Here is a 21,301-nt window from a genome sequence, read left to right as displayed (position 1 = left end):
GAAAGGGTCGCCTGAGCCGGACCTGAGCGGAGCCTCAGCGGCGCGCCGAGACCGCCGCCGAGAGCCGGCGCACGAGCGGGCCGGGCAGGTGCCGCACCACCGCCATCGGGACCCCGAAGCGAACCGACGGCACCGAGACGACGGAGCCTCGCGCGACGTCGCGGAGGAACTCCTCCACCACTGCGTCCGCATCGAGCCAGAGGAAGGAGGGGATGGAGGAGGTGTCCATCGCCGCCCGCTCGTGGAACTCGGTGCGCACCCAGCCCGGGCAGAGCGCGGCCGAGCGGACGCCGGTGCCGCGCAGCTCGACGGCCAGCGACTGCGCGAAGGCGGTCGCCCACGCCTTCACCGCGGAGTAGGGGCCGAGGTGCACGAAGCCCGCGACGCTCGACACCGTGAGGATCGCGCCGCGGCCGCGGGTGGTCATCGCCTCCGCCGCCGCACCCGAGAGCACGGCGACCGAGCGCACCATCACCTCGAAGGCGTGGTCCTGGGCGGCGACGTCCGGCTCGGCGAAGGTCCCGTCGATCCCGAAGCCGGCGTTGTTGACGAGGACGCGGACCGGTCGGGCCGGATCGACGAGCCGCGCGCGCACGCGCTCGACCTGCTCGCGGTCGCCGAGGTCCGCGGGCAGGACCTCGACCGCCGCGGCGCCGAGGCCGCGCAGTCCGGCCGCCGCCTCCTGGAGGCGCTGCTCGCTGCGGGCGACGAGGACGAGTCTCCAGCCGCGGCGCGCGAACGCCCGGGCGAAGGCGAGGCCGATGCCGGAGGACGCGCCGGTGATCAGTGCGGTGCTCATGCGCGCAGGAGGGCGGCGAGGCCGTCCTCGCTCACGACGGGGATCCCGTAGTCGCGGGCCTTCCTCGCCTTGCCGGACAGGGAGTCGGGATCGGCGGCGACGACCAGCTTGACCTTCTTCGTCACTCCGGGGTGGGCGATCAGCCCGCAGTCCTCGAGGACGGTCGTCCACTCCTGGCGGGTCCGGCGCATCTCCCCGGTCAGGACGACGAGGTCGCCCGGCTCGAGCGAGAAGCGGTCGACGACGGGCGCGGGCTGTTCGACGGCGTCCCGCGGCTCCGTGGCCGCGACGAGCCGCTCGTGATCGATGCCGAGCAGATCGGCGACAGTCGCGAGGTCCATCAGCTCGTCGTCGGCGAGGACGCCGTCCGACCAGGCGACCGCGGTCAGGTCGTCGAAGTAGCGGTCGTGGAGGACGCGCACGACCGCACGACCGATTCCGAGGTCGTCGGCCGCGGTGACCAGTTCGCGCTCCTCGTGCGCTGAGATGACGCGGTCCAGGAGGCAGCGGTCCAGGAGGGCGAGGTACTCGCCGTGCTCCACGGGTCCGGAGTGGTCGGGCATCCGCTGGACGACGCGCTCCAGGAAGGAGGCGGGAGCCACGGCGGTCGCGGGTCGGGGCGTCCACAGTGTGCGCCTCCGCGGAACGGGAGGCCAGCCGTAGGCGAGTGCCTCTCTCAGGTGATCGTCCCAGGGGTCGCGACCACCGGAGACGGCGATGTACTCCGCGAGCAGGCGGCCCGTGGCGGTCGCATCGACGACCGCTCGGTGAGCGTTCTCCAGCGGGATATCGAAAGCGGCGCAGCAGTCGGCGAGCGAGCGCCCCGCACCCGGCAGGAACTCGCGTGCGAGCTGCATCGTGCACAGCAGCATCTCGCTCGAGAGTGTCGTCTCGACGCCGAGTCGGGCCAGTTCCGCTGTCAGGAACCGCCGCTCGAAGCTCGCGTTGTGGGCGACGACCACCCGACCGTCGAGATGTGCCAGCAGATCGGAGGCGATCGCGGCGAAGGACGGTGCGTCGAGTATCTCGCGCGCCGAGATGCCGTGGATCCTCTGCGCACCGAGATCGCGGTCCGGGTTCACGAGCGTCTCGAACGCCACCTCGAAGCGCCCCTCCGCATCGAGATGGACGACAGCGACCTCGATGACGCGGTCGCCCCGCTCGGGACGGACCCCCGTCGTCTCGAAGTCGATGACCGCGAATCCCGGTCCCGCCATGGCACATCCCCCTCGGATCCTCTCGAGCCGCGCGCTCGCTCCGCGATGCTAGCCCGACGCCGGAGCACGCAGGGGGACCGACTGCACCCCCTTTCGTGCTGCGCCGGAGGCCGCGGGCCGGCGCGTGCTCCTGCTCCGCGCCCGCCCGGCGGCCCCCGAGTAGACTCCCCTACCGTGACCGACGAGACCCGCCTCCCCCGAACCACTGTCAAGAAGCTCGCCGCGCTCGAGGACGGACCCGTCCGCGTGTCCGGCTGGGTCGAGACCGTGCGCGACCAGAAGAAGGTGCAGTTCGTCGTCCTGCGCGACGAGTCCGGTGCCGTGCAGCTGGTGAACCCGGCCGTGCGCGAGGCCGTCGAGGGCGACGACGCGTCGGCTGCGCGCCTCGCGATCACCGAGGAGATCTCCGGCCTCGCCCAGGGCTCCTTCATCACCGTCACCGGCGCGCTCAAGCACGACGAGCGCGTGAAGCTCGGCGGCATCGAGGTCAAGCTCGAGACGCTCGAGGTCGTCGCCGCGTCGATCCCGGAGGCGCCGATCGCGCCCGACTCCGGCATCGACAAGCGCATGGACTGGCGCTTCCTCGACCTGCGCCGTCCCGAGCAGAACCTCATCGCCCGTGTGCAGACCACGTTCGAGCACGCGCTGCGCACGTACTGGATCGAGCACGACTTCATCGAGATCCACACCCCGAAGCTCATGGCGAGCGCCTCGGAGTCGCGGGCCGAGCTCTTCGAGGTCGAGTACTTCGAGACGAAGGCCTACCTGGCGCAGAGCCCCCAGTTCTTCAAGCAGATGGCGCAGCCCGCCGGGTTCGGCAAGGTCTTCGAGGTCGGCCCCGCCTTCCGCGCCGACCCGAGCTTCACCTCGCGTCACGCGACCGAGTTCACGAGCGTCGACGCCGAGGTCTCCTGGATCGACTCGCACGAGGACGTCATGGAGCTGCACGAGCAGCTGATGGTCGCCGGCCTCACCGCCGTCGTCGACAAGCACGGCGCCGAGGTGAAGGCGCTCTTCGACATCGACCTGACCGTCCCGACCACGCCGTTCCCGCGCATCCCGCTCGCCGAGGCCAAGCGCATCGTCGCCGAGCGCGGCTACGAGGTGCCCCGCGCCGACGACGACATGGACCCCGAGGGCGAGCGCCGCATCGCGGCCTACGTGCAGGAGGAGTTCGGGCACGACTTCGTGTTCCTCACCGACTACGCGTCGAGCATCCGGCCGTTCTACCACATGCGCCGCGAGGGCGACGGGACGATCACCAACAGCTACGACCTCATCTACAACGGCGTCGAGATCTCGACCGGAGCGCAGCGCGAGCACCGCGTCGACGTCCTCGTCGAGCAGGCCCGCGAGAAGGGCCTCGACCCGGAGGAGCTCGAGTTCTACCTCGACTTCTTCCGCTACGGCGTCCCGCCGCACGGCGGCTTCGGCATGGGCCTCTCGCGCGTGATCATGCTGATGCTGAACCAGGCGAACCTCCGCGAGGTCACCTACCTGTTCCGCGGCCCGACCCGCCTGCTGCCCTAGACGCGGATCCCGGTCGCGGGAACCCCGGACCATCGAGACCGCCGCGGACGGCGGGTCCCCTCGACGGGACGGGGTTCCCTCGCGCAAGCGTCTAGGGAGCCGGCAGCACCACGAGGTCGAGGTAGTCGGCCAGGCACGCCACCATGTCCACCGCGTCGCGCTCGAGCAGCCACTGCAGCTGCACGCCGTCCCAGAGCGCGATGAGCGACGCCGCCACCCGCTCCGGGTCGGACCCCTCGCGCAGGCGCCCGGCGGCCTGGAGCTCGCGCAGCTCGGCCGCGTACTCGCTGCGGAGGCGGCGGAACCGCGCGGCGAAGAAGTCGCGCCCCGGATGCTCCTGCGTCGTCGACTCGCCGCAGAGCACGGCGTACAGCTCGATCACTCCCGGCGCCGTCTCGTTGTAGCGGGTCTGCCGCAGGATGCCGGCGACCAGCCCCTCCTCCGGGTCCGGCGGCGAGGAACCGTCGCCCGTGATCAGGTCGCGGTGCTCGAGGACCGCGAAGAGCAGGTCGGTCTTCGACGGGAAGTAGTGCAGGAGGCTCGTCTGGCTGAGCCCGACGCGGTCGGCGACCTCCTGGAGGGAGCCGCGGGCGTAGCCCCGTGCGGCGAAGACCTGGTGGGCGGCCTCGATGATGGCGCGGCGGCGCTCGGCCGACTTCGCGTACGGGCCGCGTCGCCTCGTCGCCTCCGCCATCGACCCCTCCTCCGCACTGGAGGCGCCTCGCCGTGCCCCTCGAACGGCCAGCGTAGCGGCGGCGGAGGAGCAGTGCCGCCAATTTCGAGTACCTACTCGAATTCGTGGTAGCGTCCCGATCATCGCCGGGTGAGACTCCCCGGCTCTCCACCACGACGAAGTGAGGGAAGATGCATCCGTTCACCCGGAGACAGCTCATCGCCGCCGGTCTCGGCACCGCGGCACTCGGGAGCCTGACGGCCTGCGCGACACCGGGCACCGTCTCGGTCAACACGGCGCCGACGATCGCGCCGGCCACCGGCCCGGTCCGCCTGCAGTACTGGGGCTGGCTGAAGGACCTGCAGAAGGTCTGCGACGTCTGGAACGCCTCGCACCCCGAGATCCAGGTCGAGGCCGTCTGGATCCCCGGCGGCAACGCGGGCGGGTACCAGAAGCTCTACTCGGCCCTCGCCGCGGGCGGCGGGCCGGACCTCGGCCAGGTCGAGATCCGCTCCGTCCCCGAGTTCATGCTCGTCAACGGCCTGGTCGACCTCACCCGGTACGGCGTCGAGCAGTACCGCGACCTGTACGACCCCACGCTCTGGGGCCAGGTCAGCTACACCGGCGGCGTCTACGGCATCCCGCAGGACAGCGGCCCGATGGCGCTCTTCTACCAGCCCGAGGTGTTCGGGAAGGTGGGTGCGGAGCCGCCGACGACCTGGGACGACTGGGCTGCGGTGGCGACGGAGCTGCGCGGAGCCGGCTCCTACATCGACTGCTTCCCCCTCGCCGACGCCTCGGTCTTCGCCGCGTTCGCGACGCAGGCCGGCGCGCAGTGGCTGCGCCCGGAGGAGGACGGCTGGGTCATCGACATGACCGACGACGCCACGACGCGCGTCGCCTCCTTCTTCGACACGGCCATCGACCAGGATCTGGTGCAGACCGGCTACGGCGCCTACTCCCCCGCGTGGTTCGCGGCCGCGGCGAAGGGCGGCATCGCCTCCTGCGCCACCGGCAGCTGGGGCGACGCCCTGATCGAGGGGGTCAGCGGAGGCGCGGGCAAGTGGCGCGCGGCTCCCATGCCCGTCTGGGGCGACACCGGCTTCGGCTCGAGCTTCCTCGGCGGATCGACCGCGGCGGTGTTCTCGAGCAGCAAGCACCCGGAGGAGGCGATCGAGTTCGCCGTCTGGATGACCACCACGCAGGAGGGCATCGACGCAATGATCGCCAACAGCGGCATCGGCTGGTCTCCCGCCGTCGGCGAGATCGGCACGGCCCGCAAGGGTCCGAGCGACTTCTTCAGCGGGCAGAACTACAACGAGGACGTCCTCGTGCCCGCATCGACGGAGCAGAACCCGGACTGGTCCTGGTGGCCCGTCACGCAGCAGTCCTTCAACATCCTCAGCGACGGCTTCCGGAAGAAGGCGTCCGGGCTCTCGCTCGTGGACGCGGTCGCCGAGGCGGAGCAGCAGATCATCACGGTCTTCGAGAACAAGGGCCTGAGCATCAGGAGGGCCTCCGCATGACCACCACGACCTCCCCCGCCGCCGCCGCGGTCGCGGCCACCACGCGGACGCCGGGCGCGCCCCGGCGCAGCCGCGCGGTCGCCCGCGCACCATGGATCCTCCTCGGACCCTTCCTGGCCCTGTTCGTCCTCACGTTCATCGTCCCGATCGTCGTCGCCGTCGGCTCCAGCTTCACGAAGGTGACGCGCTCCGGCCTCTTCGGCGAGGCCGGGGTCACCAGCGGGTTCGCGGGCTTCGACAACTACGCGCAGGCCCTCGCCGACGGCAACTTCATCGCCTCCATCGGGCGGATGTTCCTCTTCGGCATCGTCCAGGTGCCGGTGATGATCGCCCTCTGCACCGTCCTCGCGCTGATGCTCGAGTCGGCGTCGGCGAAGTTCCCCGGCTTCTTCCGTGCGGCCTACTTCCTACCCTACGGAGTGCCCGGAGTGATCGCGACGATCCTGTGGTCGTTCCTCTACGTGCCCGGCCTCAGCCCGCTCATCGACGCGGCGAACGTGGTCGGGCTCCAGCCCGACTTCCTCGGTGCGGACACGGTGCTCTGGTCGATCGCGAACATCTCGCTCTGGAGCTACACCGGCTACAACATGCTGATCATCGTCGCCCAGCTCAAGGCGATCCCGGTCGAGCTCTACGAGGCGGCGAAGGTCGACGGCGCCTCCACCTGGCGCGTCGCCCGCAGCATCCAGCTGCCGCTCATCCGCCCCGCGCTGGTGCTGACGACGATCTTCTCGATCATCGGAACGCTCCAGCTGTTCGCCGAGGCGCAGGTGCTGAAGACGGTCGCTCCGGCGATCGACAGCCAGTACACGCCGAACCTCAGCGCGTACACCACGGCCTTCGCCTACAACGACTACAACGTCGCCGCCGCCCAGGCTGTCCTGATCGCACTGGTCGCGTTCCTGCTCTCCTTCACGTTCCTCTCGATCTCGAACAGGAGGTCGTCATGAGCCGCACCGAGACCCCGACGACCACGACCACCGGAGTCGTCACCGCCGACCGCCCCGTGAAAGCCGGACGCGGGCCCGACCGCTCGGCCGGCCGCAACCGCGCCTCGACCATCATCGTCACCGCGATCCTCGTCGTCGTGGCGGTCTACTTCCTCATCCCCGTCTACTGGGTCGTCGTCGCGGCGACCAAGACCACCGAGGACCTCTTCGCCACCTACGGCTTCTGGTTCGCCCCGACGTTCGCGCTCTGGGACAACCTGACGCAGGTGCTGACCTACGGCGACGGCATCTTCGTCCGCTGGTTCCTCAACTCCGTCCTCTATGCCGGAGTGGGCGCCCTGCTCGCGACCTACCTCGCCGCGGCGGGCGGCTACGCGCTGGCCAAGTACGAGTTCCGCGGCAGCAGGCTCGTGTTCGGGACGATCCTCGCGGGCGTCCTGGTGCCGGGCACCGCGACCGCTCTGCCGCTGTTCCTGCTCTTCAGCCAGATGGGCATCGCGAACACCTACTGGAGCGTGCTGATCCCCTCGCTCGTCTCGCCGTTCGGGCTGTTCCTCTGCCGGATCTACGCTCAGGCGACGGTGGACACCGCGATCATCGAGGCGGCGCGCATCGACGGCGCCGGGGAGCTGCGGATCTTCCACACGCTCGGGCTGCGCATCCTGACTCCCGCGCTGGTCACCGTGTTCCTCTTCCAGCTGGTCGGGATCTGGAACAACTACTTCCTGCCCCTGGTGATGCTCTCGGACACGAACCTGTTCCCGATCACACTGGGACTGAACAACTGGCTCGGACAGGTCGACCGCCTGCCCGAGTTCTACGAGCTGACGACCGGCGGCGTCCTGCTGTCGATCATCCCGCTCGCCATCGCCATGATCGTGCTGCAGCGCTTCTGGCGCGGCGGCCTGACGGAAGGCTCCGTGAAGTGACGACTCCCCCGACGACCCCCCACTACCTGACGGACACCGGACCGGGCTCCGGCCGCCGCCGGGCTCCCCGCTCGTGGCTGCACACCGATGCCCCTGCGCTCCCGCTGGACGGGGAGTGGCGCTTCCGCCTGCTCCCCGCCGCTCCGGGGACCCCGGGCGGCGCCGGCGTGCTGCCGGAGGGCGAGGGCGTGGACGCCGTCGGGGACGAGTCGTTCGACGACTCCGGCTGGGACCTGATGCCGGTGCCCTCGCACTGGGTGCTGCAGGGCGACGGGCGCTACGGACTGCCGGCCTACACGAACGTGCAGTTCCCGTTCCCGACCGAGCCGCCGTTCGTGCCGGACGCGAACCCGACGGGCGACTACCGCCGCACCGTCGTGGTACCGGAGGAGTGGGAGTCCGCCGAGGCGGTCGTCCTGCGCTTCGACGGGGTCGAGTCCCGCTACCGCGTCTGGGTCAACGGCGTCGAGATCGGGATCGGCTCCGGCAGCCGGCTCGCGCAGGAGTTCGACGTCACCGGCGTCGTCCGCCCGGGCGAGAACCTCGTCGTGGTCCGCGTGCACCAGTGGTCGGCCTCGAGCTACGTGGAGGACCAGGACCAGTGGTGGCTGCCGGGGATCTTCCGCTCGGTGCACCTGCTCGCGCGCCCCGTCGGCGGGATCGAGGACGTGTGGCTGCGCTCCTCCTTCGCCGGCGGCACGGGCCGCATCGAGGCGGAGGTGACCGCCGCGGCCGACGCGTTCCCGCTGACGCTGCGCGTGCCCGGGCTCGGGATCGAGACGGTCTGGGCCTCGGCGGAGGAGATCGCCGCGATCGAGGTCCCCGAGGTCGAGCCGTGGTCGGCGGAGGCTCCGCGCCTCTACGACGCGACGCTCGCCTCCGCCGGCGAGACGGTCTCGCTGCGGCTCGGCTTCCGCACGGTCGAGATCCGCGGCGACCGCTTCCTGGTCAACGGCGAGCGCGTCGTCTTCCATGGAGTCAACCGCCACGAGACGCACCCCGACCGCGGTCGAGCGTTCGACGAGGACTCCGCCCGCGAGGACCTCGCGATGATGAAGCGCTTCAACGTGAACGCCATCCGCACCAGCCACTACCCGCCGCATCCCCGTCTGCTCGATCTCGCCGACGAGCTCGGCTTCTGGGTGGTCCTCGAATGCGATCTCGAGACCCACGGCTTCGAGCGGGTCGGCTGGGCGGGCAACCCCAGCGACGACCCCGCCTGGCGCGAGGCCTACCTCGACCGCATCGAGCGGACCGTCGAGCGCGACAAGAACCACCCGAGCATCGTGCTCTGGTCCCTCGGCAACGAGGCGGGCACCGGCGCGAACCTCGCCGCGATGTCCGCCTGGGTGCACGGGCGCGACCCGGAGCGCCCCGTCCACTACGAGGGCGACTACACCGGGGCGTACACCGACGTCTACTCGCGGATGTACTCCTCGATCCCCGAGACCGAGCGGATCGGCACCGACGGCTCGCTCACTCCGCTGCTCGGCTGCTCCCCCGGCGAGTCCGCTCGGCAGCGCTCCAAGCCTTTCCTGCTCTGCGAGTACGTGCACGCGATGGGCAACGGCCCGGGAGCGATCGACCAGTACGAGGACCTCGTCGACCGCTTCCCGCGGCTGCACGGCGGCTTCGTCTGGGAGTGGCGCGACCACGGCCTGCGGGCGCGCACGCCGGAGGGCGTCGAGTACTACGCGTACGGCGGCGACTTCGGCGAGGTGGTGCACGACGGCAACTTCGTGATGGACGGCATGGTGCTCTCCGACGGCACGCCCAGCCCGGGCCTCTTCGAGTGGAAGCAGATCGTCGCTCCGGTGCGCCTCACGGTCCGCGGCGACGGCGTCGTCATCGAGAACCGCCGGCACGACGCCTCCACCGCCGATCTGCGCTTCGCGTGGCGGGTCGAGCGGGACGGGCGGGTCACCGCGGAGGGAGTGCTCGACGCCCCGGTCATCGCGGCCGGCGACGCCGTGCACGTGGAGCTCCCCCCGCTCGAGGTGCGCCCCGGCGGCGAGACCTGGCTCACCGTCGACGCGGTCCTCGACGCCTCGACCGCCTGGGCGGAGGAGGGCCACGTGCTCTCCACCGGTCAGCACCTCCTCGCCGTGCCGTCGGCGGTGCCCGCGTGGACCCGCGCCGTCCGCGCCGCTCCGCCCCTCGAGGGCGGCGCGCTCGGAGTCGCGCGGTTCCGCGAGGGCCGGCTCGCCTCCCTCGCCGGCCTGCCCGTCGACGGACCGCGCGCCGAGCTCTGGCGCGCCCCGACCGACAACGACGAGGGCGCGGGCTTCCCCGGCTACGTCACCGGCGACCCGTACGACGGCGACGGCCGCGGGATGCCGGCCCCCTCCTCCGCCGCCCGCTGGCGCGAGGCCGGACTCGACCGCCTGGTCGGCCGCGTGCAGGAGGTGGACGCCTCCGCCGGGCTCCGCCGCGTGACCCGCTTCTCGGCCGCGGACCTCGATGCGGGACTCCTGATGGAGGAGCGCTGGAGCGTCGACGGGGAGAGCACGGTCCTCCGCGTCGACCTCGTGCCGACCCGGGGCTGGGACTCCGTCTGGCCGCGGCTGGGCATCCGGATCGACCTGCCCGCGTCGATCGACGGCGCGGAGTGGTTCGGCACCGGCCCGCTCGAGTCCTACCCCGACAGCCTCCGGGCCGCGCGGGTGGGGCGCTTCACGGCGGACATGGACCGGCTGACGACTCCGTACGCCCGCCCGCAGGAGAGCGGTCACCGCAGCAGCGTGCGCGAGCTGACGCTGACGGAGGCGGGCTCGCCCCGGCTCCGCATCGAAGCCGCGCGCGACCTGCACGGGCGCCTCCCCGGCTTCACCCTGGCGCGGCACACGCCGCAGGAGATCACGGCCGCCGCGCACCCGCACGAGCTGCCGGAGTCGGAGCGCGCGGTCCTCGTGATCGACGCCGCCCAGCACGGCCTGGGCTCCCGTGCGTGCGGTCCGGACGTGTGGCCCGACTTCCAGCTGCGGCCGGAGGCGCGGACGATCCTCCTCCGCTTCACCGCGGCCGGCTGAGCGCCGGGAGAGGACGAGGGAAGGCCCGCGGGATCGCGTCCCGCGGGCCTTCCCTCGTCCTCGGGACGCGTCAGTCGCTCTGCGTGCGCGGCAGCGGTCCGCCGATGAAGAGGTCCGTGTTCATGCGCCGGCGGCGCATCACGACCAGGACGGCCGCGCAGGCGACGAGCGACGCGGCGACCGCACCGCCGCCGATCATCAGCGCGGTGGTCGGCGTGATGCCGGCCGGTCCCGCCGAGGCGGCCGTGCTGAGGAAGGCGGTGCGCGCGGCGCTGATCGCGGTGCCGCAGACCTGCTGCGCCTCCCACGGTGCGGCCGTGGTGTCGCTGTCGCGGTAGGAGACGGTCACGGCTGCCGTGCGGTGCGACTCGCGACCGAAGGCGACGACGCAGTAGACGGAGGGGTCGGGGTCGGCGACGACCGCGTCGCCCAGCGCCAGCTCGGCCCAGCCGATGGAGTCGGACTGCACGGCGACGTCGCCGGCGGCCAGGTCGGCGCGGGCTCCGGAGGTCTCGAAGGCGCCCACGGCGACCTCCTCGTCGGCGTCGAAGCCCCAGACGGCGCCGCGGGGCGCCTCGGTGCTGCCGTCGCCGAGCTCGCGCGGCTCGAGCAGGAGGCCGTTGCCGGTGGAGGGCGCGAGCCGGAAGACGACCTTGGCGGCGGAGCCCTGGTCGCCCGTGAGGTCGACCGTGAAGGCGCCCGACTTGGTGATCAGCGCGGTCGGCACGGTCGCGGTGCCGCTCCCCGCCTCGAGGGTCAGCGGGGTCTTGGTGCCGTTCGGGTCGCGGAGGACCGCCGAGACCGCCTCATCGCTCGCGAAGCCGGTGTACGAGAAGCCGACGCCGTAGAACCGGGCGAGCTCGACGGTGAGCGCCTCCGGCTGGACGGCGAGCTCGCGGGTGAGGAAGACGTCCGCGGTCGCCGCACCGGCCGCCGGCTTCGCGCCCTCGGTCGAGGTGCCGAGCTCGGTGCGTCCGGGGGCCGACGCCGCCGGAGTGACGGCGCCCGCACCGGAGGAGCCGGCGGTGCCGGAGGTGGTGGTGCCGGAGGTGGTGCCGCCGCCGGAGCCGGAGCCGCCGGAGGACGATCCGCCGCCGGTGGAGGGCTGACCGCCGCCGGAGCCGCCCTGCTGGCCGCCGCCGGTCGAGCCGCCGCCGGTCGATCCACCGCCGGTGGAGGGCTGGCTCGGCTGCTGGGGCGCGGGGTCGACCGGTGCCGGATCGACCGGCGCGGGGTCCACGGGCGCGGGGTCGACGGGCGCGGGCTGCTCGGGTTCTGCCGGCTCCTCGGGCACTCCGGGAACGGAGGGCTCCTCGGGGACGCCGGGAACGGGGTCGGAGCCGCCGTCGCCCGGCTGCTCGGGATCCTCCGGCACCCCGGGGATGGTCGTCGCGGCCGGCTGCTCGACCGTGGTCGAGACCGTCGAGGCGGAGGGTGCCGCGACGGCCGCTCCGGGGAGGGCCAGGCCGAGCACGAGCGCCGCGAGAGCGGCGGCGGGCAGGGCGAGTCGGCGGGATGACGGCATGGCGGTTCCTTCCTCCACGGGCGACGATCTGCGTCCGCGCACGGAGGAGCGCACTCCCCCCTCACGAGGGTAAGGGCGAGAGGCGAGCTATCGCGAGCCGCCCTGTCCCCCGTCAGAGGGACGTCGCGGTCGTGCTTCCGTCCGGACGGCCCGGTCGAAGCTCACCCGCGATCGAGGAGGGCCCGCCGGAGCCGCGCGGGATCGACCCGCCAGAAGGTGTGCACGCGCCCGTCGATCAGCACCACCGGGATCTCCTCGACGAAGCGCTCGTGCAGCTCGGGATCGTCGAGGATCGACACCTCCGAGACGGCGACCGACACCTCGCCGCCCAGATCGGCGACCACCTGCTCGACCACGGTCCGCGCGTCGTCGCAGAGATGACAGCCCGGCTTGCCCACGAGCGTCAGCTCCACGTCCACCATGCGGTCAGTGTACGGCGGCCCCGGCGACGGGCGCCGAGACGGCGAGCGCCGCCGGGATCATCTCCCGAACGCAGACGAGCGCCCGACCCCGGAAGGGCGGACGCTCGAGTGGGAAGAGGCGCGAGCCTACTTCTTGTTGCGACGCTGGTGGCGAGTCTTGCGAAGCAGCTTGCGGTGCTTCTTCTTCGCCATACGCTTGCGACGCTTCTTGATGACAGAACCCACGAAGACCTCACAACGTTCAGGGGGTCGACCGCCCGACGGGCGGCCGCTTACGAAAAACTGGCTCCCGCGAGCTTACACGACCCGGGGCTCCACCGTTTCCGGCTCCTCGGCGCCCCTCACTTGCGGATGCGCAGCGCCTCCGCCACCTTCGTCGCTCCCTCGCTGACGCCCCGCTGGATGTCCTGCACCACGGTGCTGACCTGGTGGGTGCGCTCGGCGAGCGCCCGGCCCAGCGACTCCGCCCGGGCCGCGGTCGGAGCGTCGAGCAGGGCGCCGGCCGCCTCGTCCTCGGCGAGGAAGGGCAGCAGCCAGTCCTCGACCTCCGCCAGCGGCGCGTACTCGAGCGCGTAGAAGCGGTGCTGTCCGCTCTCGCGCACCGTGACGAGGCCGGTCTCGCGCAGCACCTTGAGGTGCTTGGAGACGGTCGGCTGGCTCAGCTCGAGGCGCGCCACGATCCGCGACACGCTCATGCCCTCGGCCGAGCCGTCCCGCCGCTGCTCGAGCAGCAGGGCGAGGATGTCCCGGCGGGTCCCGTCCGCGATCACCCCGAAGATGTCAGCCATGCGCCCAGGCTAGTCAGCGCCCCGGGGGCCCGGCACCGAGCGGGTAGCATGGCCGCGATCGAGTGGAGGATCCGCCGTGGTGGTTCGGCAGCAGTTCCGCAGCCCCGTGGGCGTCTCGCCCGTCTCCCCCTGGTCGGGGTTCGAGCGGGCCCGCGACCTCATCGACGACTTCGCCGGACGCTCGCCGTCCCGCTTCGCGATCCTCATCTTCTCGGCGCTCGTGCTCGTCTTCACCCTGCTGTTCTCGCTGCCGGTGTCGAGCACCACGGGCACCGTCACTCCGCTGCACGACGCCTTCTTCACCGCGATGTCGGTGATCTGCGTGACCGGCCTCGCGACGGTCGACATGGCGACGCACTGGTCGGCGTTCGGCCACTCGATCATCTTCGTCGGCGTGAACATCGGCGCTCTGGGAGTGCTGACTCTCGCCTCGATCATGGGCCTGGCGATCTCGCGCCGCCTCGGGCTCCGGGCGAAGCTCATGGTCGCCAGCGACTCGAACCCGCTGCGGATCCACTCCGGCCCCGTCGCCGAGGGCCAGGCCGTGCGCCTGGGCGAGATCGGCGGACTGCTCGCCACCGTCGCGATCAGCGCCGCCGCGATCGAGATCATCGTCGCGCTCCTGCTGTTCCCGCGGATGCTGATCGACGGGATCCCGATCGGCGAGGCCGTCTGGCACTCCTTCTACTACTCCGCGATGGCGTTCACGAACACCGGCTTCGCCCCGAACGCCGCGGGCCTCACCCCGTTCGAGGACGACTACTGGTTCCTCGGCATCCTGATGCTCGGCGTCTTCCTCGGCTCGATCGGCTTCCCCGTCATCTACGCCTTCTCCCGCGGCTGGCGGCGCCCGCGCAAGTGGTCGGTGCACGTGAAGCTGACGCTGGTCACCTCCGTGATCCTGCTCGTCGCCGGGGCAGTCCTCTACATCGTGCTCGAGTTCGACAATCCGAGGACCTTCGGCAGCCTCGATGCGGGAGACACCGTCTTCCAGTCCTTCTTCCTCTCGACGATGACGCGGTCGGGCGGCTTCTCGACGATCTCGATCCCCGACCTCAACGGCTCGAGCCTGCTCGTGACGGACATGCTGATGTTCATCGGCGGAGGATCGGCCTCCACGGCCGGCGGGATCAAGGTCACGACCCTCGCGATCCTGTTCCTGGCCGCCTTCGCCGAGGCCCGCGGCAACAACGACATGGAGGCGTTCGGCCGCCGGATCCCGAACGACGTCCTGCGCCTGGCCGTCTCGGTCGTGCTGTGGGGCGCGACGACGGTCGCCGTGTCGAGCGTCCTGATCCTGCACATCACCAAGGCCTCGCTCGACCACGTGCTCTTCGACGTGATCTCGGCCTTCGCGACCTCCGGGCTCTCGACGGGGCTCACCGCGGAGCTGCCGCCGTCCGGGGTCTACATCCTGGCGCTGACGATGTTCATGGGCCGCGTTGGTACCGTGACTCTCGCCGCCGCGCTCGCCGCGAGCCAGCGGAGGCAGTTGTTCAGACGACCGGAAGAGAGGCCCATCGTTGGTTGACCGCATCAGGTACGACGCCCCGGTGCTGGTGATCGGCCTCGGGCGCTTCGGAGCCGCCACGGCCGGCCAGCTCGACCGCCTCGACCGCGAGGTCCTCGCCATCGACGCCGACGCCGGTCTCGTGCAGAAGTGGTCGGAGCGGGTCACCCACGCGGTGCAGGCCGACGCCCGCTCGCTCGACGCCCTCGCGCAGATCGGCGCGCAGGACTTCCAGGTCGCCGTCGTCGCGGTCGGCTCCTCCATCGAGGCGTCCGTGCTGATCACCGCGAACCTCGTCGACCTCAAGATCCCGCAGATCTGGGCGAAGGCGATCTCGCGCTCGCACGGCAAGATCCTCGAGCGGATCGGCGCGAACCACGTGATCTACCCCGAGGCGGAGGCGGGCGAGCGCGTCGCGCACCTGGTCTCGGGCCGCATGCTCGACTTCATCGAGTTCGACGACGACTTCGTGCTCGCGAAGATGTACCCGCCCAAGCCGATCCGCGGGCTGACGCTCACGGAGTCGGGCGTGCGCCGCAAGCACCGCGTGACCGTCGTCGGCGTCAAGAGCCCGGGCAAGCCCTTCACCTACGCGACCGAGCAGACCGTCGTCTCGAACCACGACCTCATCGTGGTCAGCGGCACCCCCAGCGACATCGAGCGCTTCGCGGCCCTCGGCTCCTGACCCGCGCCCCCTCCCTCCTCCTCCTCTGCGGGATGCCGCTCCGGTACGCCCGCTCCGGGGTGTCGCGTACCCGAGCGGCATCTCGCGGAGAGGAGGGCGGAGTCAGGAGGCGGCGAGCTCGCGGGCGCGGGCCAGCGCGGCGTCGGTCGCCCGCGTGAAGAGGGCGGCGAGGTCGGCCTCCTGCAGGACCGCGACGGCCCGCTCGGTGGTGCCCTTCGGGCTCGTGACCCGCCGGCGCAGCTCCGCGGGCTCCTCGCCGGACTCCGCGAGCAGCTCGGCCGCGCCGCGGAACGTGCCGACCACCATCGTCGACGCCTGCTCCGGAGTGAAGCCCTTCGCGACAGCGGCCGCGATGAGCTCCTCGATCAGCAGGAACACGTAGGCGGGCCCCGAGCCGGAGATCGTCGAGAGCGCGTCGAGCTGCGACTCCGGCACCTCGACCACCTCGCCGACCGTCTCGAACAGGCGGCGCACGAGCGCCAGGTCCTCGTCGCCGGACCGCGTGCCCGCGCTGAGGCCGGTGACGGCGCGGCCCACGACCGCGGGAGTGTTCGGCATCGAGCGGAGCACGGCGACGGACGCCGGCAGGTGCCGCTCGAACGTGGACGCGGTCACGCCGGCGGCGACGGAGACGACGACCGCGCCCGGGGCGAGCGAATCGGCGATCTCGTCGAGAAGGTCCGGCACCATGTGCGGCTTGACGGCCACGAGCACGATCGCCGCGCCCTCGACCGCGCGCCGGTTGGCCTCCGGGTCGTCCGCGGTGGCGAAGGCGGTGACCACCGGGTGGCCGTCCCACGCGGCGGCCTTCGCGGAGTCGCGGTTGGTCACCCGCACGCCCCCCTCGACGCGGACGCCGGGAGCCAGCAGGCCCTGGAGGATCGCGCCCCCCATCGAGCCGAGGCCGAGGACGGCGATGGACGGGAGCAGGACGGGCGCATCGGTCACGCCGCTCATCCTACGAAGAGCCCGCGGCAAGGGGGACCGGGGCGGCCCGGGGCCTCGTAGGATGGCCCGACCATCCAGCGGCGAGCCCGAGGAGACCACGTGAGCGCATCCGGAGGCGGCACCGCGATCATCGCGGCGCTCGCGGCCAACCTCGGCATCGCCCTGACGAAGTTCGTCGCCTGGTTCTTCTCCGGATCCGCCTCCATGCTCGCCGAGGGCGTGCACTCGCTCGCCGATTCCGGCAATCAGCTGCTCCTGCTGCTCGGCGGCCGCAAGTCGCGGAAGGCCGCCGACGAGGAGCACCCGTTCGGCTACGGGCGCGAGCGCTACGTCTACGCCTTCGTGGTGTCGATCATCCTGTTCTCCGTTGGCGGCGTCTTCTCGCTCTACGAGGGCATCGAGAAGATCGCCGAGCCGCACGAGCTCGAGAACGCCTGGCTGCCGATCCTGGTCCTCGTGATCTCGATCTGCCTCGAGGGTTACTCGCTGCGCACCGGAGTGAAGGAGTCGAACCGGGTCCGCGGCTCGCAGTCGTGGTTCCAGTTCATCCGCCGGGCGAAGGCGCCGGAGCTGCCGGTCGTGCTCCTCGAGGACGTCGCCGCGCTCACCGGCCTGACGTTCGCGCTGCTCGGAGTGGGGCTGACCGTGATCACCGGCGACTCGGTCTACGACGCGATCGGAACGATCATGATCGGCACCCTGCTGATCGTCGTGGCGATCGTGCTGGGCGTCGAGACGAAGAGCCTGCTGGTCGGCGAGGGGGCGACCCCCGCCGACGCCGCCTCGATCCGCGCCGCGCTCGAGGCCGGGCGCGACGTCGAGCGCGTCATCCACATGCGCACCCTCTACCTCGGACCGGACGAGATCCTCGTGGCCGCGAAGCTCGCCTTCCCGGCCGCCGAGACCCTCGAGCACGTGGCCGCGGGGATCGACGCGGCGGAGAGGCGGATCCGCGAGGCCGTTCCCGCCGCCACCACGATCTACCTCGAGCCCGACGTCGACCGTGGACGCGCAGGATCGGCGGCGGCCCGTCCGGCCGTGACGGAGGCGGAAGGGACGGTCGCTCCGCCCGCCGCCTCGCCGCCGGCCGCGCCGCACGGGAGCGCCTGAGATGCGCCGGGCCCTGGCGATCGTCAACGAGCGCGGTGCCGGGCTCGGCGCGCTCGAGCCGATGCTGACCGAGCGGGGGTTCGCCGTCGACGCCGTCGCAGGGACGGACCTCGACGCGATCGACATCCTCGCCCCCGACCTCGTCGTCACGCTCGGCTCCAGCGCCGGCGTCTACGAGACCTCGCGGCACCCCTTCATCAGCCCCGAGATCGCGCTCCTGCAGGACCGGATGCACCACCGCCGTCCCACGCTCGGCGTCTGCTTCGGAGCGCAGCTGATCGCGGCCGCCCTGGGCGAGTCCGTCCATCCCGGATCGGCCCGCGAGGTCGGCTTCCGCCCGGTCGTGCTCACGGAGGAGGGCGCCGGCTCCCCGCTCCGGCACCTGGCCGGCGTCGACGTGATGCAGTGGCACGGCGACACCTTCGCGCTGCCGAGCGGAGCGGCGCTGCTGGCGTCGTCGCCGGCGGGCGAGGTGCAGGCGTTCGCCGTGGAGGACTGGCTCCTCGGCGTGCAGTTCCACCCCGAGCTGACCGGCACGATGGCCGCGCAGTGGCTCGAGGGCGACGGGGAGTGGGCAGGAGCGGCGGGCTACGACGCCGCCGCGCTCGCCGGCGACGTCGCGGCGGAGCGCTTCGAGCGGATGCACGCGGCGACGCGGCTCGCGCTGACGGAGTGGCTGGGCGCTCCGAGCTGAGGGGTTCGGCGCCGGTCGGCGTCAGCGCCGGTCGGCGTCAGCGGCAGTCGGCGTCAGCGGCGGTCGGCGAAGAAGTCGAGCAGGAGTCGCGAGCTCTCTGCGGCGCGGACCCCGGGGTACACCTCGACCACGTGGTTGTGCCGGCGGTCGCGGAGGAGGTCGTGCACGGATCCGGAGGCGCCCGCCTTCTCGTCCCACGCGCCGAAGACGACGCGGTCGATCCGCGCCGCCAGGATCGCTCCGGCGCAGAGCACGCACGGCTCGAGGGTGACCACCAGCGTGCAGCCCTCGAGATGCCAGTCGCCGCGGGCCTCGGCCGCCGCGCGGATCGCGACCACCTCGGCGTGCGCCGTCGGATCCCGCCGCAGCTCGCGCTCGTTGCGCCCGAGCCCGAGCACCGCACCCGCCGAGTCGAGGACCACCGCGCCCACGGGGACGTCGCCCCAGCCCGCGGCCCGCCGCGCCTCGTCGAGCGCCAGGCCCATCCACTCCTCGGAGCGGCGGGGGACGCGGAGATCGCTGTCGCGCATCGCTCCCCCTCCTGCGGCGGCCCGCTGCGGCCGGTGGGGCGCCGCTCCGGCCAGTAGATTGAGCTTATGCGCGTCCACGTAGCCGACCACCCGCTGATCACCCACAAGCTCACCGTGCTGCGTGACAAGCGCACCCCCTCCCCCACCTTCCGGCAGCTCGCCGAGGAGCTGATGACGCTCCTCGCCTACGAGGCCACCCGCGGCGTCCGCACCCGCACCGTCACCATCGAGACCCCCGTGACGCAGACCACCGGCCTCGCGCTCAGCGACCCGCAGCCGCTGGTCGTCCCGATCCTCCGGGCCGGCCTCGGGATGCTCGAGGGCATGGTCAAGCTCATCCCGACCGCCGAGGTCGGCTTCCTGGGCATGGCGCGCAACGAGGAGACGCTCGAGCCGACCACGTACGCGGAGCGCCTGCCCGACGACCTGTCGAACCGCCAGTGCTTCGTCCTCGACCCGATGCTCGCGACCGGGGGCTCGCTCGTCGCGGCCATCCAGTTCCTCTTCGACCGGGGAGCGGTCGACGTCACCGCCGTCTGCCTGCTCGCCGCCCCCGAGGGCCTGGCCGCCGTCGAGAAGGCCTTCGGCGACCGCGACGTGACCATCGTCCTCGGCTCCCTCGACGAGAGGCTCAACGAGCTCGGCTACATCGTCCCCGGCCTCGGCGACGCGGGCGACCGCCTCTACGGCCTCGCGGGCTGAGCCCGCCGACCCCCGGACGAGCGGGCCCCGCGTCGCGCCCCGGAACAGGGAGCCCCGCTGAGCCGTGCCGGTCGGCCGGCGCAGCGAGGGTCTCGACGACCCCCGCCGCGGCCGTCCGGCACCGCCCGTCCTGCTGATCGAGCAGCCCGCTCAGCGGGCGCATCGAGAACCCCGACACGGCTCGCGCCTCCTCCCGAGCACCGGAACCACCCGCGACGCGCCGTCCATCCCCACGGAAGTGTTGACGCACCGCACCGGCCTCCGCTTTACTGACGGACATGACTGACACCCTGCACGCCCCGACCTCCCTCGAGGCCATCGGGAATGCCGGCATGATGATGGCCGGTGGCCCCGTCATGTGCTGTCGAATGTGTGCATGAGGAACTGACCTCGCCGGATCCCCGCACCGCCTCCGCCCGCTGATCGTCACGATCGGCTGAGCGTCCGAGGCGCGGACGATCCCCTGGATGCCCCGCATCCGTCTCTGCCGCCACCGCGCACCGCGGGCCGGCTCGACCGCGCACACCCGGATCCGCTCCCTCGGACACTCGTCCCGGATCCGACCAGCCAAGGACTCGTCATGACCCTCCTCCACACCCGCCCCGTCACCGCCGCCACCTCCACCGAGGCGCCCCGCCTCCAGCCGGTCGCCGACGCCGCGCCCGCAGCGCCCCGCCTCCGCGCCGTCCCCCAGGGCACCGAGGCCCGCGGCTTCGCCCTCTACGTCGGCATCGATGAGGCCAAGGCCCGCGCCGCCGGAGTCGACCTCGGCCGCCTGGTCGAGGAGCTGAAGCGCGTCACGGCGCAGCTCGCCCCCGACGCCGAGACGTACGCCTCCGTCGCCCTCGCCCCGCAGGGCGCCGGCGGCCGCGACGTGGACGTGGTCCGCCTCGCGCTGCAGGACCCGGCCGCCGTCGCCAAGCGCCGCTCCGACGCCGAGCCCGACCCCGACCGTGCACCCGGCGGCGTCGTCATCGACATCTCCCGCAAGCGCGTCATCCTCGACGAGGAGACCACCCCCCTCACCTACAAGGAGTTCGAGCTCCTCCAGTACCTCGTGCTCCGCGAGGGCCGCACCATCGAGCGCGCCGAGCTCATCGCCTCGCTCTGGGGCGCCGCGGACGACGACGCGCCGAACGAGCGCACCATCGACGTCCACGTCCGCCGCCTCCGCGCCAAGCTCGGCCGCTACGAGGAGATCGTGCGCACCGTCCGCGGAGTCGGCTACCGCTTCGACCGCCACGCCGACGTCGCCATCCGCTACGCGTCGACGCCGTCGCCGGATCTGTTCTGAATTGTCAGGAGAGCGCTTGCGCTCTCCTTACCGCGGTCGGCTTCACCGGTGGTCGCGATTCGGAGAGCGGGTCGCGACCGGCTAGCGGGAAACGCTGACACGCGTTTCCCGCGTTCGCCTGGAGGGCGGAACGTCCTCTCGGCCTCCGGAGATGTGCGCGCACCGCCCCTCCCCCGGAAAGGGCTGCTCGACGGCCCGCTGCGTGGTCGAAGGCGGGTCGGGGCGGGGCGCGCCCGCGGGGCTGGATGATCGGGCCCGGGCCGCGTCGGCGACGAACGAGAGCAGAGGTCGATCCTCGGGTCTGGGGGGTCAGGGGATCGGTGCAGTTCGTTGCGGACTCCGGCGGGCAGCGGGCGGGTGCGTCGGGCGCCGGAGGCGGCGGACGTGGACGTCGATGGTGCGCTCGTTCGGCGCGTCGTCGTCCGCGGCGCCCCAGAGCG

The 21,301-nt window shown here is 72.3% G+C and carries 20 protein-coding genes; 11 read left to right on the top strand and 9 right to left on the bottom strand.

Going from position 1 to position 21,301, the window contains the following annotated elements; genetic code table 11:
• Window positions 1-34: 34 nt before the first annotated feature.
• Complete coding sequence (locus tag C5C59_RS09120; RefSeq protein WP_104239083.1) at window positions 35-799, bottom strand: SDR family oxidoreductase; 765 nt, start codon at window positions 797-799, stop codon at window positions 35-37.
• Complete coding sequence (locus C5C59_RS09115; RefSeq protein ID WP_104239084.1) at window positions 796-2,016, bottom strand: exonuclease domain-containing protein; 1,221 nt, start codon at window positions 2,014-2,016, stop codon at window positions 796-798. The genes C5C59_RS09120 and C5C59_RS09115 overlap by 4 nt, the downstream gene beginning before the upstream one ends.
• A gap of 174 nt (window positions 2,017-2,190) precedes the next feature.
• On the opposite strand from C5C59_RS09115, the gene aspS reads away from it, so the two are divergent.
• Window positions 2,191-3,546 (top strand): aspartate--tRNA(Asn) ligase, encoded by a 1,356-nt coding sequence (gene aspS / locus C5C59_RS09110; protein WP_258062680.1) that lies wholly within the window; start codon window positions 2,191-2,193, stop codon window positions 3,544-3,546.
• Between the two features lie 91 nt (window positions 3,547-3,637).
• On the opposite strand, the gene C5C59_RS09105 is transcribed toward aspS, so the two are convergent.
• A complete protein-coding gene (locus tag C5C59_RS09105; RefSeq protein WP_258062679.1) occupies window positions 3,638-4,240 on the bottom strand; it encodes a TetR/AcrR family transcriptional regulator in 603 nt (200 codons plus the stop codon).
• Between the two features lie 170 nt (window positions 4,241-4,410).
• Here C5C59_RS09105 and C5C59_RS09100 point away from each other — a divergent pair, with 170 nt between their 5' ends.
• Genes C5C59_RS09100 through C5C59_RS09085 form a run of 4 tightly spaced genes read left to right on the top strand, consistent with a single transcriptional unit; the run spans window position 4,411 to window position 10,653 of the window.
• Complete coding sequence (locus C5C59_RS09100) at window positions 4,411-5,745, top strand: ABC transporter substrate-binding protein (RefSeq protein WP_104239087.1); 1,335 nt, start codon at window positions 4,411-4,413, stop codon at window positions 5,743-5,745.
• Window positions 5,742-6,695 (top strand): carbohydrate ABC transporter permease, encoded by a 954-nt coding sequence (locus C5C59_RS09095; protein ID WP_104225918.1) that lies wholly within the window; start codon window positions 5,742-5,744, stop codon window positions 6,693-6,695. The genes C5C59_RS09100 and C5C59_RS09095 overlap by 4 nt, the downstream gene beginning before the upstream one ends.
• Window positions 6,692-7,624, top strand: a complete 933-nt coding sequence (locus C5C59_RS09090; protein WP_104239088.1) for a carbohydrate ABC transporter permease — start codon at window positions 6,692-6,694, stop codon at window positions 7,622-7,624. The genes C5C59_RS09095 and C5C59_RS09090 overlap by 4 nt, the downstream gene beginning before the upstream one ends.
• A complete protein-coding gene (locus tag C5C59_RS09085; protein ID WP_219812479.1) occupies window positions 7,621-10,653 on the top strand; it encodes a glycoside hydrolase family 2 TIM barrel-domain containing protein in 3,033 nt (1,010 codons plus the stop codon). Before C5C59_RS09090 ends, C5C59_RS09085 begins: the two co-directional genes overlap by 4 nt.
• A gap of 70 nt (window positions 10,654-10,723) precedes the next feature.
• On the opposite strand, the gene C5C59_RS09080 is transcribed toward C5C59_RS09085, so the two are convergent.
• From C5C59_RS09080 to C5C59_RS09065, 4 genes are all read right to left on the bottom strand, one after another.
• Entirely contained in the window at window positions 10,724-12,178 is a 1,455-nt protein-coding gene (locus C5C59_RS09080) for a hypothetical protein (RefSeq protein ID WP_104239089.1), read from the bottom strand.
• A gap of 161 nt (window positions 12,179-12,339) precedes the next feature.
• On the bottom strand, window positions 12,340-12,600 hold the full coding sequence (locus C5C59_RS09075) for a glutaredoxin family protein (RefSeq protein WP_104239090.1): 261 nt from the start codon (window positions 12,598-12,600) through the stop codon (window positions 12,340-12,342).
• A 126-nt stretch (window positions 12,601-12,726) separates the two neighbouring features.
• Window positions 12,727-12,825, bottom strand: coding sequence for a 30S ribosomal protein bS22 (locus tag C5C59_RS09070; RefSeq protein WP_003792170.1), 99 nt, complete (start codon window positions 12,823-12,825; stop codon window positions 12,727-12,729).
• 116 nt (window positions 12,826-12,941) lie between these two features.
• On the bottom strand, window positions 12,942-13,388 hold the full coding sequence (locus tag C5C59_RS09065) for a helix-turn-helix transcriptional regulator (RefSeq protein ID WP_104224854.1): 447 nt from the start codon (window positions 13,386-13,388) through the stop codon (window positions 12,942-12,944).
• Window positions 13,389-13,548: 160 nt separating this feature from the next.
• On the opposite strand from C5C59_RS09065, the gene C5C59_RS09060 reads away from it, so the two are divergent.
• Complete coding sequence (locus tag C5C59_RS09060; protein WP_258060566.1) at window positions 13,549-14,919, top strand: TrkH family potassium uptake protein; 1,371 nt, start codon at window positions 13,549-13,551, stop codon at window positions 14,917-14,919.
• Window positions 14,912-15,583: a TrkA family potassium uptake protein gene (locus C5C59_RS09055; RefSeq protein ID WP_068255410.1), complete on the top strand. Its 672-nt coding sequence runs from the start codon at window positions 14,912-14,914 to the stop codon at window positions 15,581-15,583. Before C5C59_RS09060 ends, C5C59_RS09055 begins: the two co-directional genes overlap by 8 nt.
• Window positions 15,584-15,685: 102 nt before the next feature.
• Here the strand turns inward: C5C59_RS09055 and proC are convergent, their stop codons facing one another.
• The gene (gene proC, locus C5C59_RS09050) at window positions 15,686-16,540 is read right to left on the bottom strand and encodes a pyrroline-5-carboxylate reductase (RefSeq protein ID WP_104239091.1); all 855 of its coding nucleotides are present in this window, start codon (window positions 16,538-16,540) and stop codon (window positions 15,686-15,688) included.
• Window positions 16,541-16,630: 90 nt separating this feature from the next.
• Here proC and C5C59_RS09045 point away from each other — a divergent pair, with 90 nt between their 5' ends.
• Window positions 16,631-17,641, top strand: coding sequence for a cation diffusion facilitator family transporter (locus C5C59_RS09045; RefSeq protein WP_104239092.1), 1,011 nt, complete (start codon window positions 16,631-16,633; stop codon window positions 17,639-17,641).
• 1 nt (window position 17,642) lies between these two features.
• Window positions 17,643-18,335, top strand: a complete 693-nt coding sequence (locus C5C59_RS09040) for a gamma-glutamyl-gamma-aminobutyrate hydrolase family protein (protein ID WP_104239093.1) — start codon at window positions 17,643-17,645, stop codon at window positions 18,333-18,335.
• Between the two features lie 53 nt (window positions 18,336-18,388).
• On the opposite strand, the gene C5C59_RS09035 is transcribed toward C5C59_RS09040, so the two are convergent.
• Window positions 18,389-18,865: a nucleoside deaminase gene (locus tag C5C59_RS09035; RefSeq protein ID WP_258062677.1), complete on the bottom strand. Its 477-nt coding sequence runs from the start codon at window positions 18,863-18,865 to the stop codon at window positions 18,389-18,391.
• A gap of 66 nt (window positions 18,866-18,931) precedes the next feature.
• On the opposite strand from C5C59_RS09035, the gene upp reads away from it, so the two are divergent.
• A complete protein-coding gene (gene upp / locus C5C59_RS09030; RefSeq protein WP_104239094.1) occupies window positions 18,932-19,567 on the top strand; it encodes a uracil phosphoribosyltransferase in 636 nt (211 codons plus the stop codon).
• Window positions 19,568-20,147: 580 nt separating this feature from the next.
• The gene (locus C5C59_RS09025) at window positions 20,148-20,861 is read left to right on the top strand and encodes a winged helix-turn-helix domain-containing protein (protein WP_104239095.1); all 714 of its coding nucleotides are present in this window, start codon (window positions 20,148-20,150) and stop codon (window positions 20,859-20,861) included.
• The last annotated feature ends 440 nt before the right edge of the window (window positions 20,862-21,301 follow it).

The sequence above is a fragment of the Rathayibacter sp. AY1F4 genome, from assembly GCF_002931775.1.
Classification (GTDB): Bacteria; Actinomycetota; Actinomycetes; order Actinomycetales; family Microbacteriaceae; genus Rathayibacter.
This window is presented reverse-complemented; position numbering and strand designations above follow the sequence as displayed.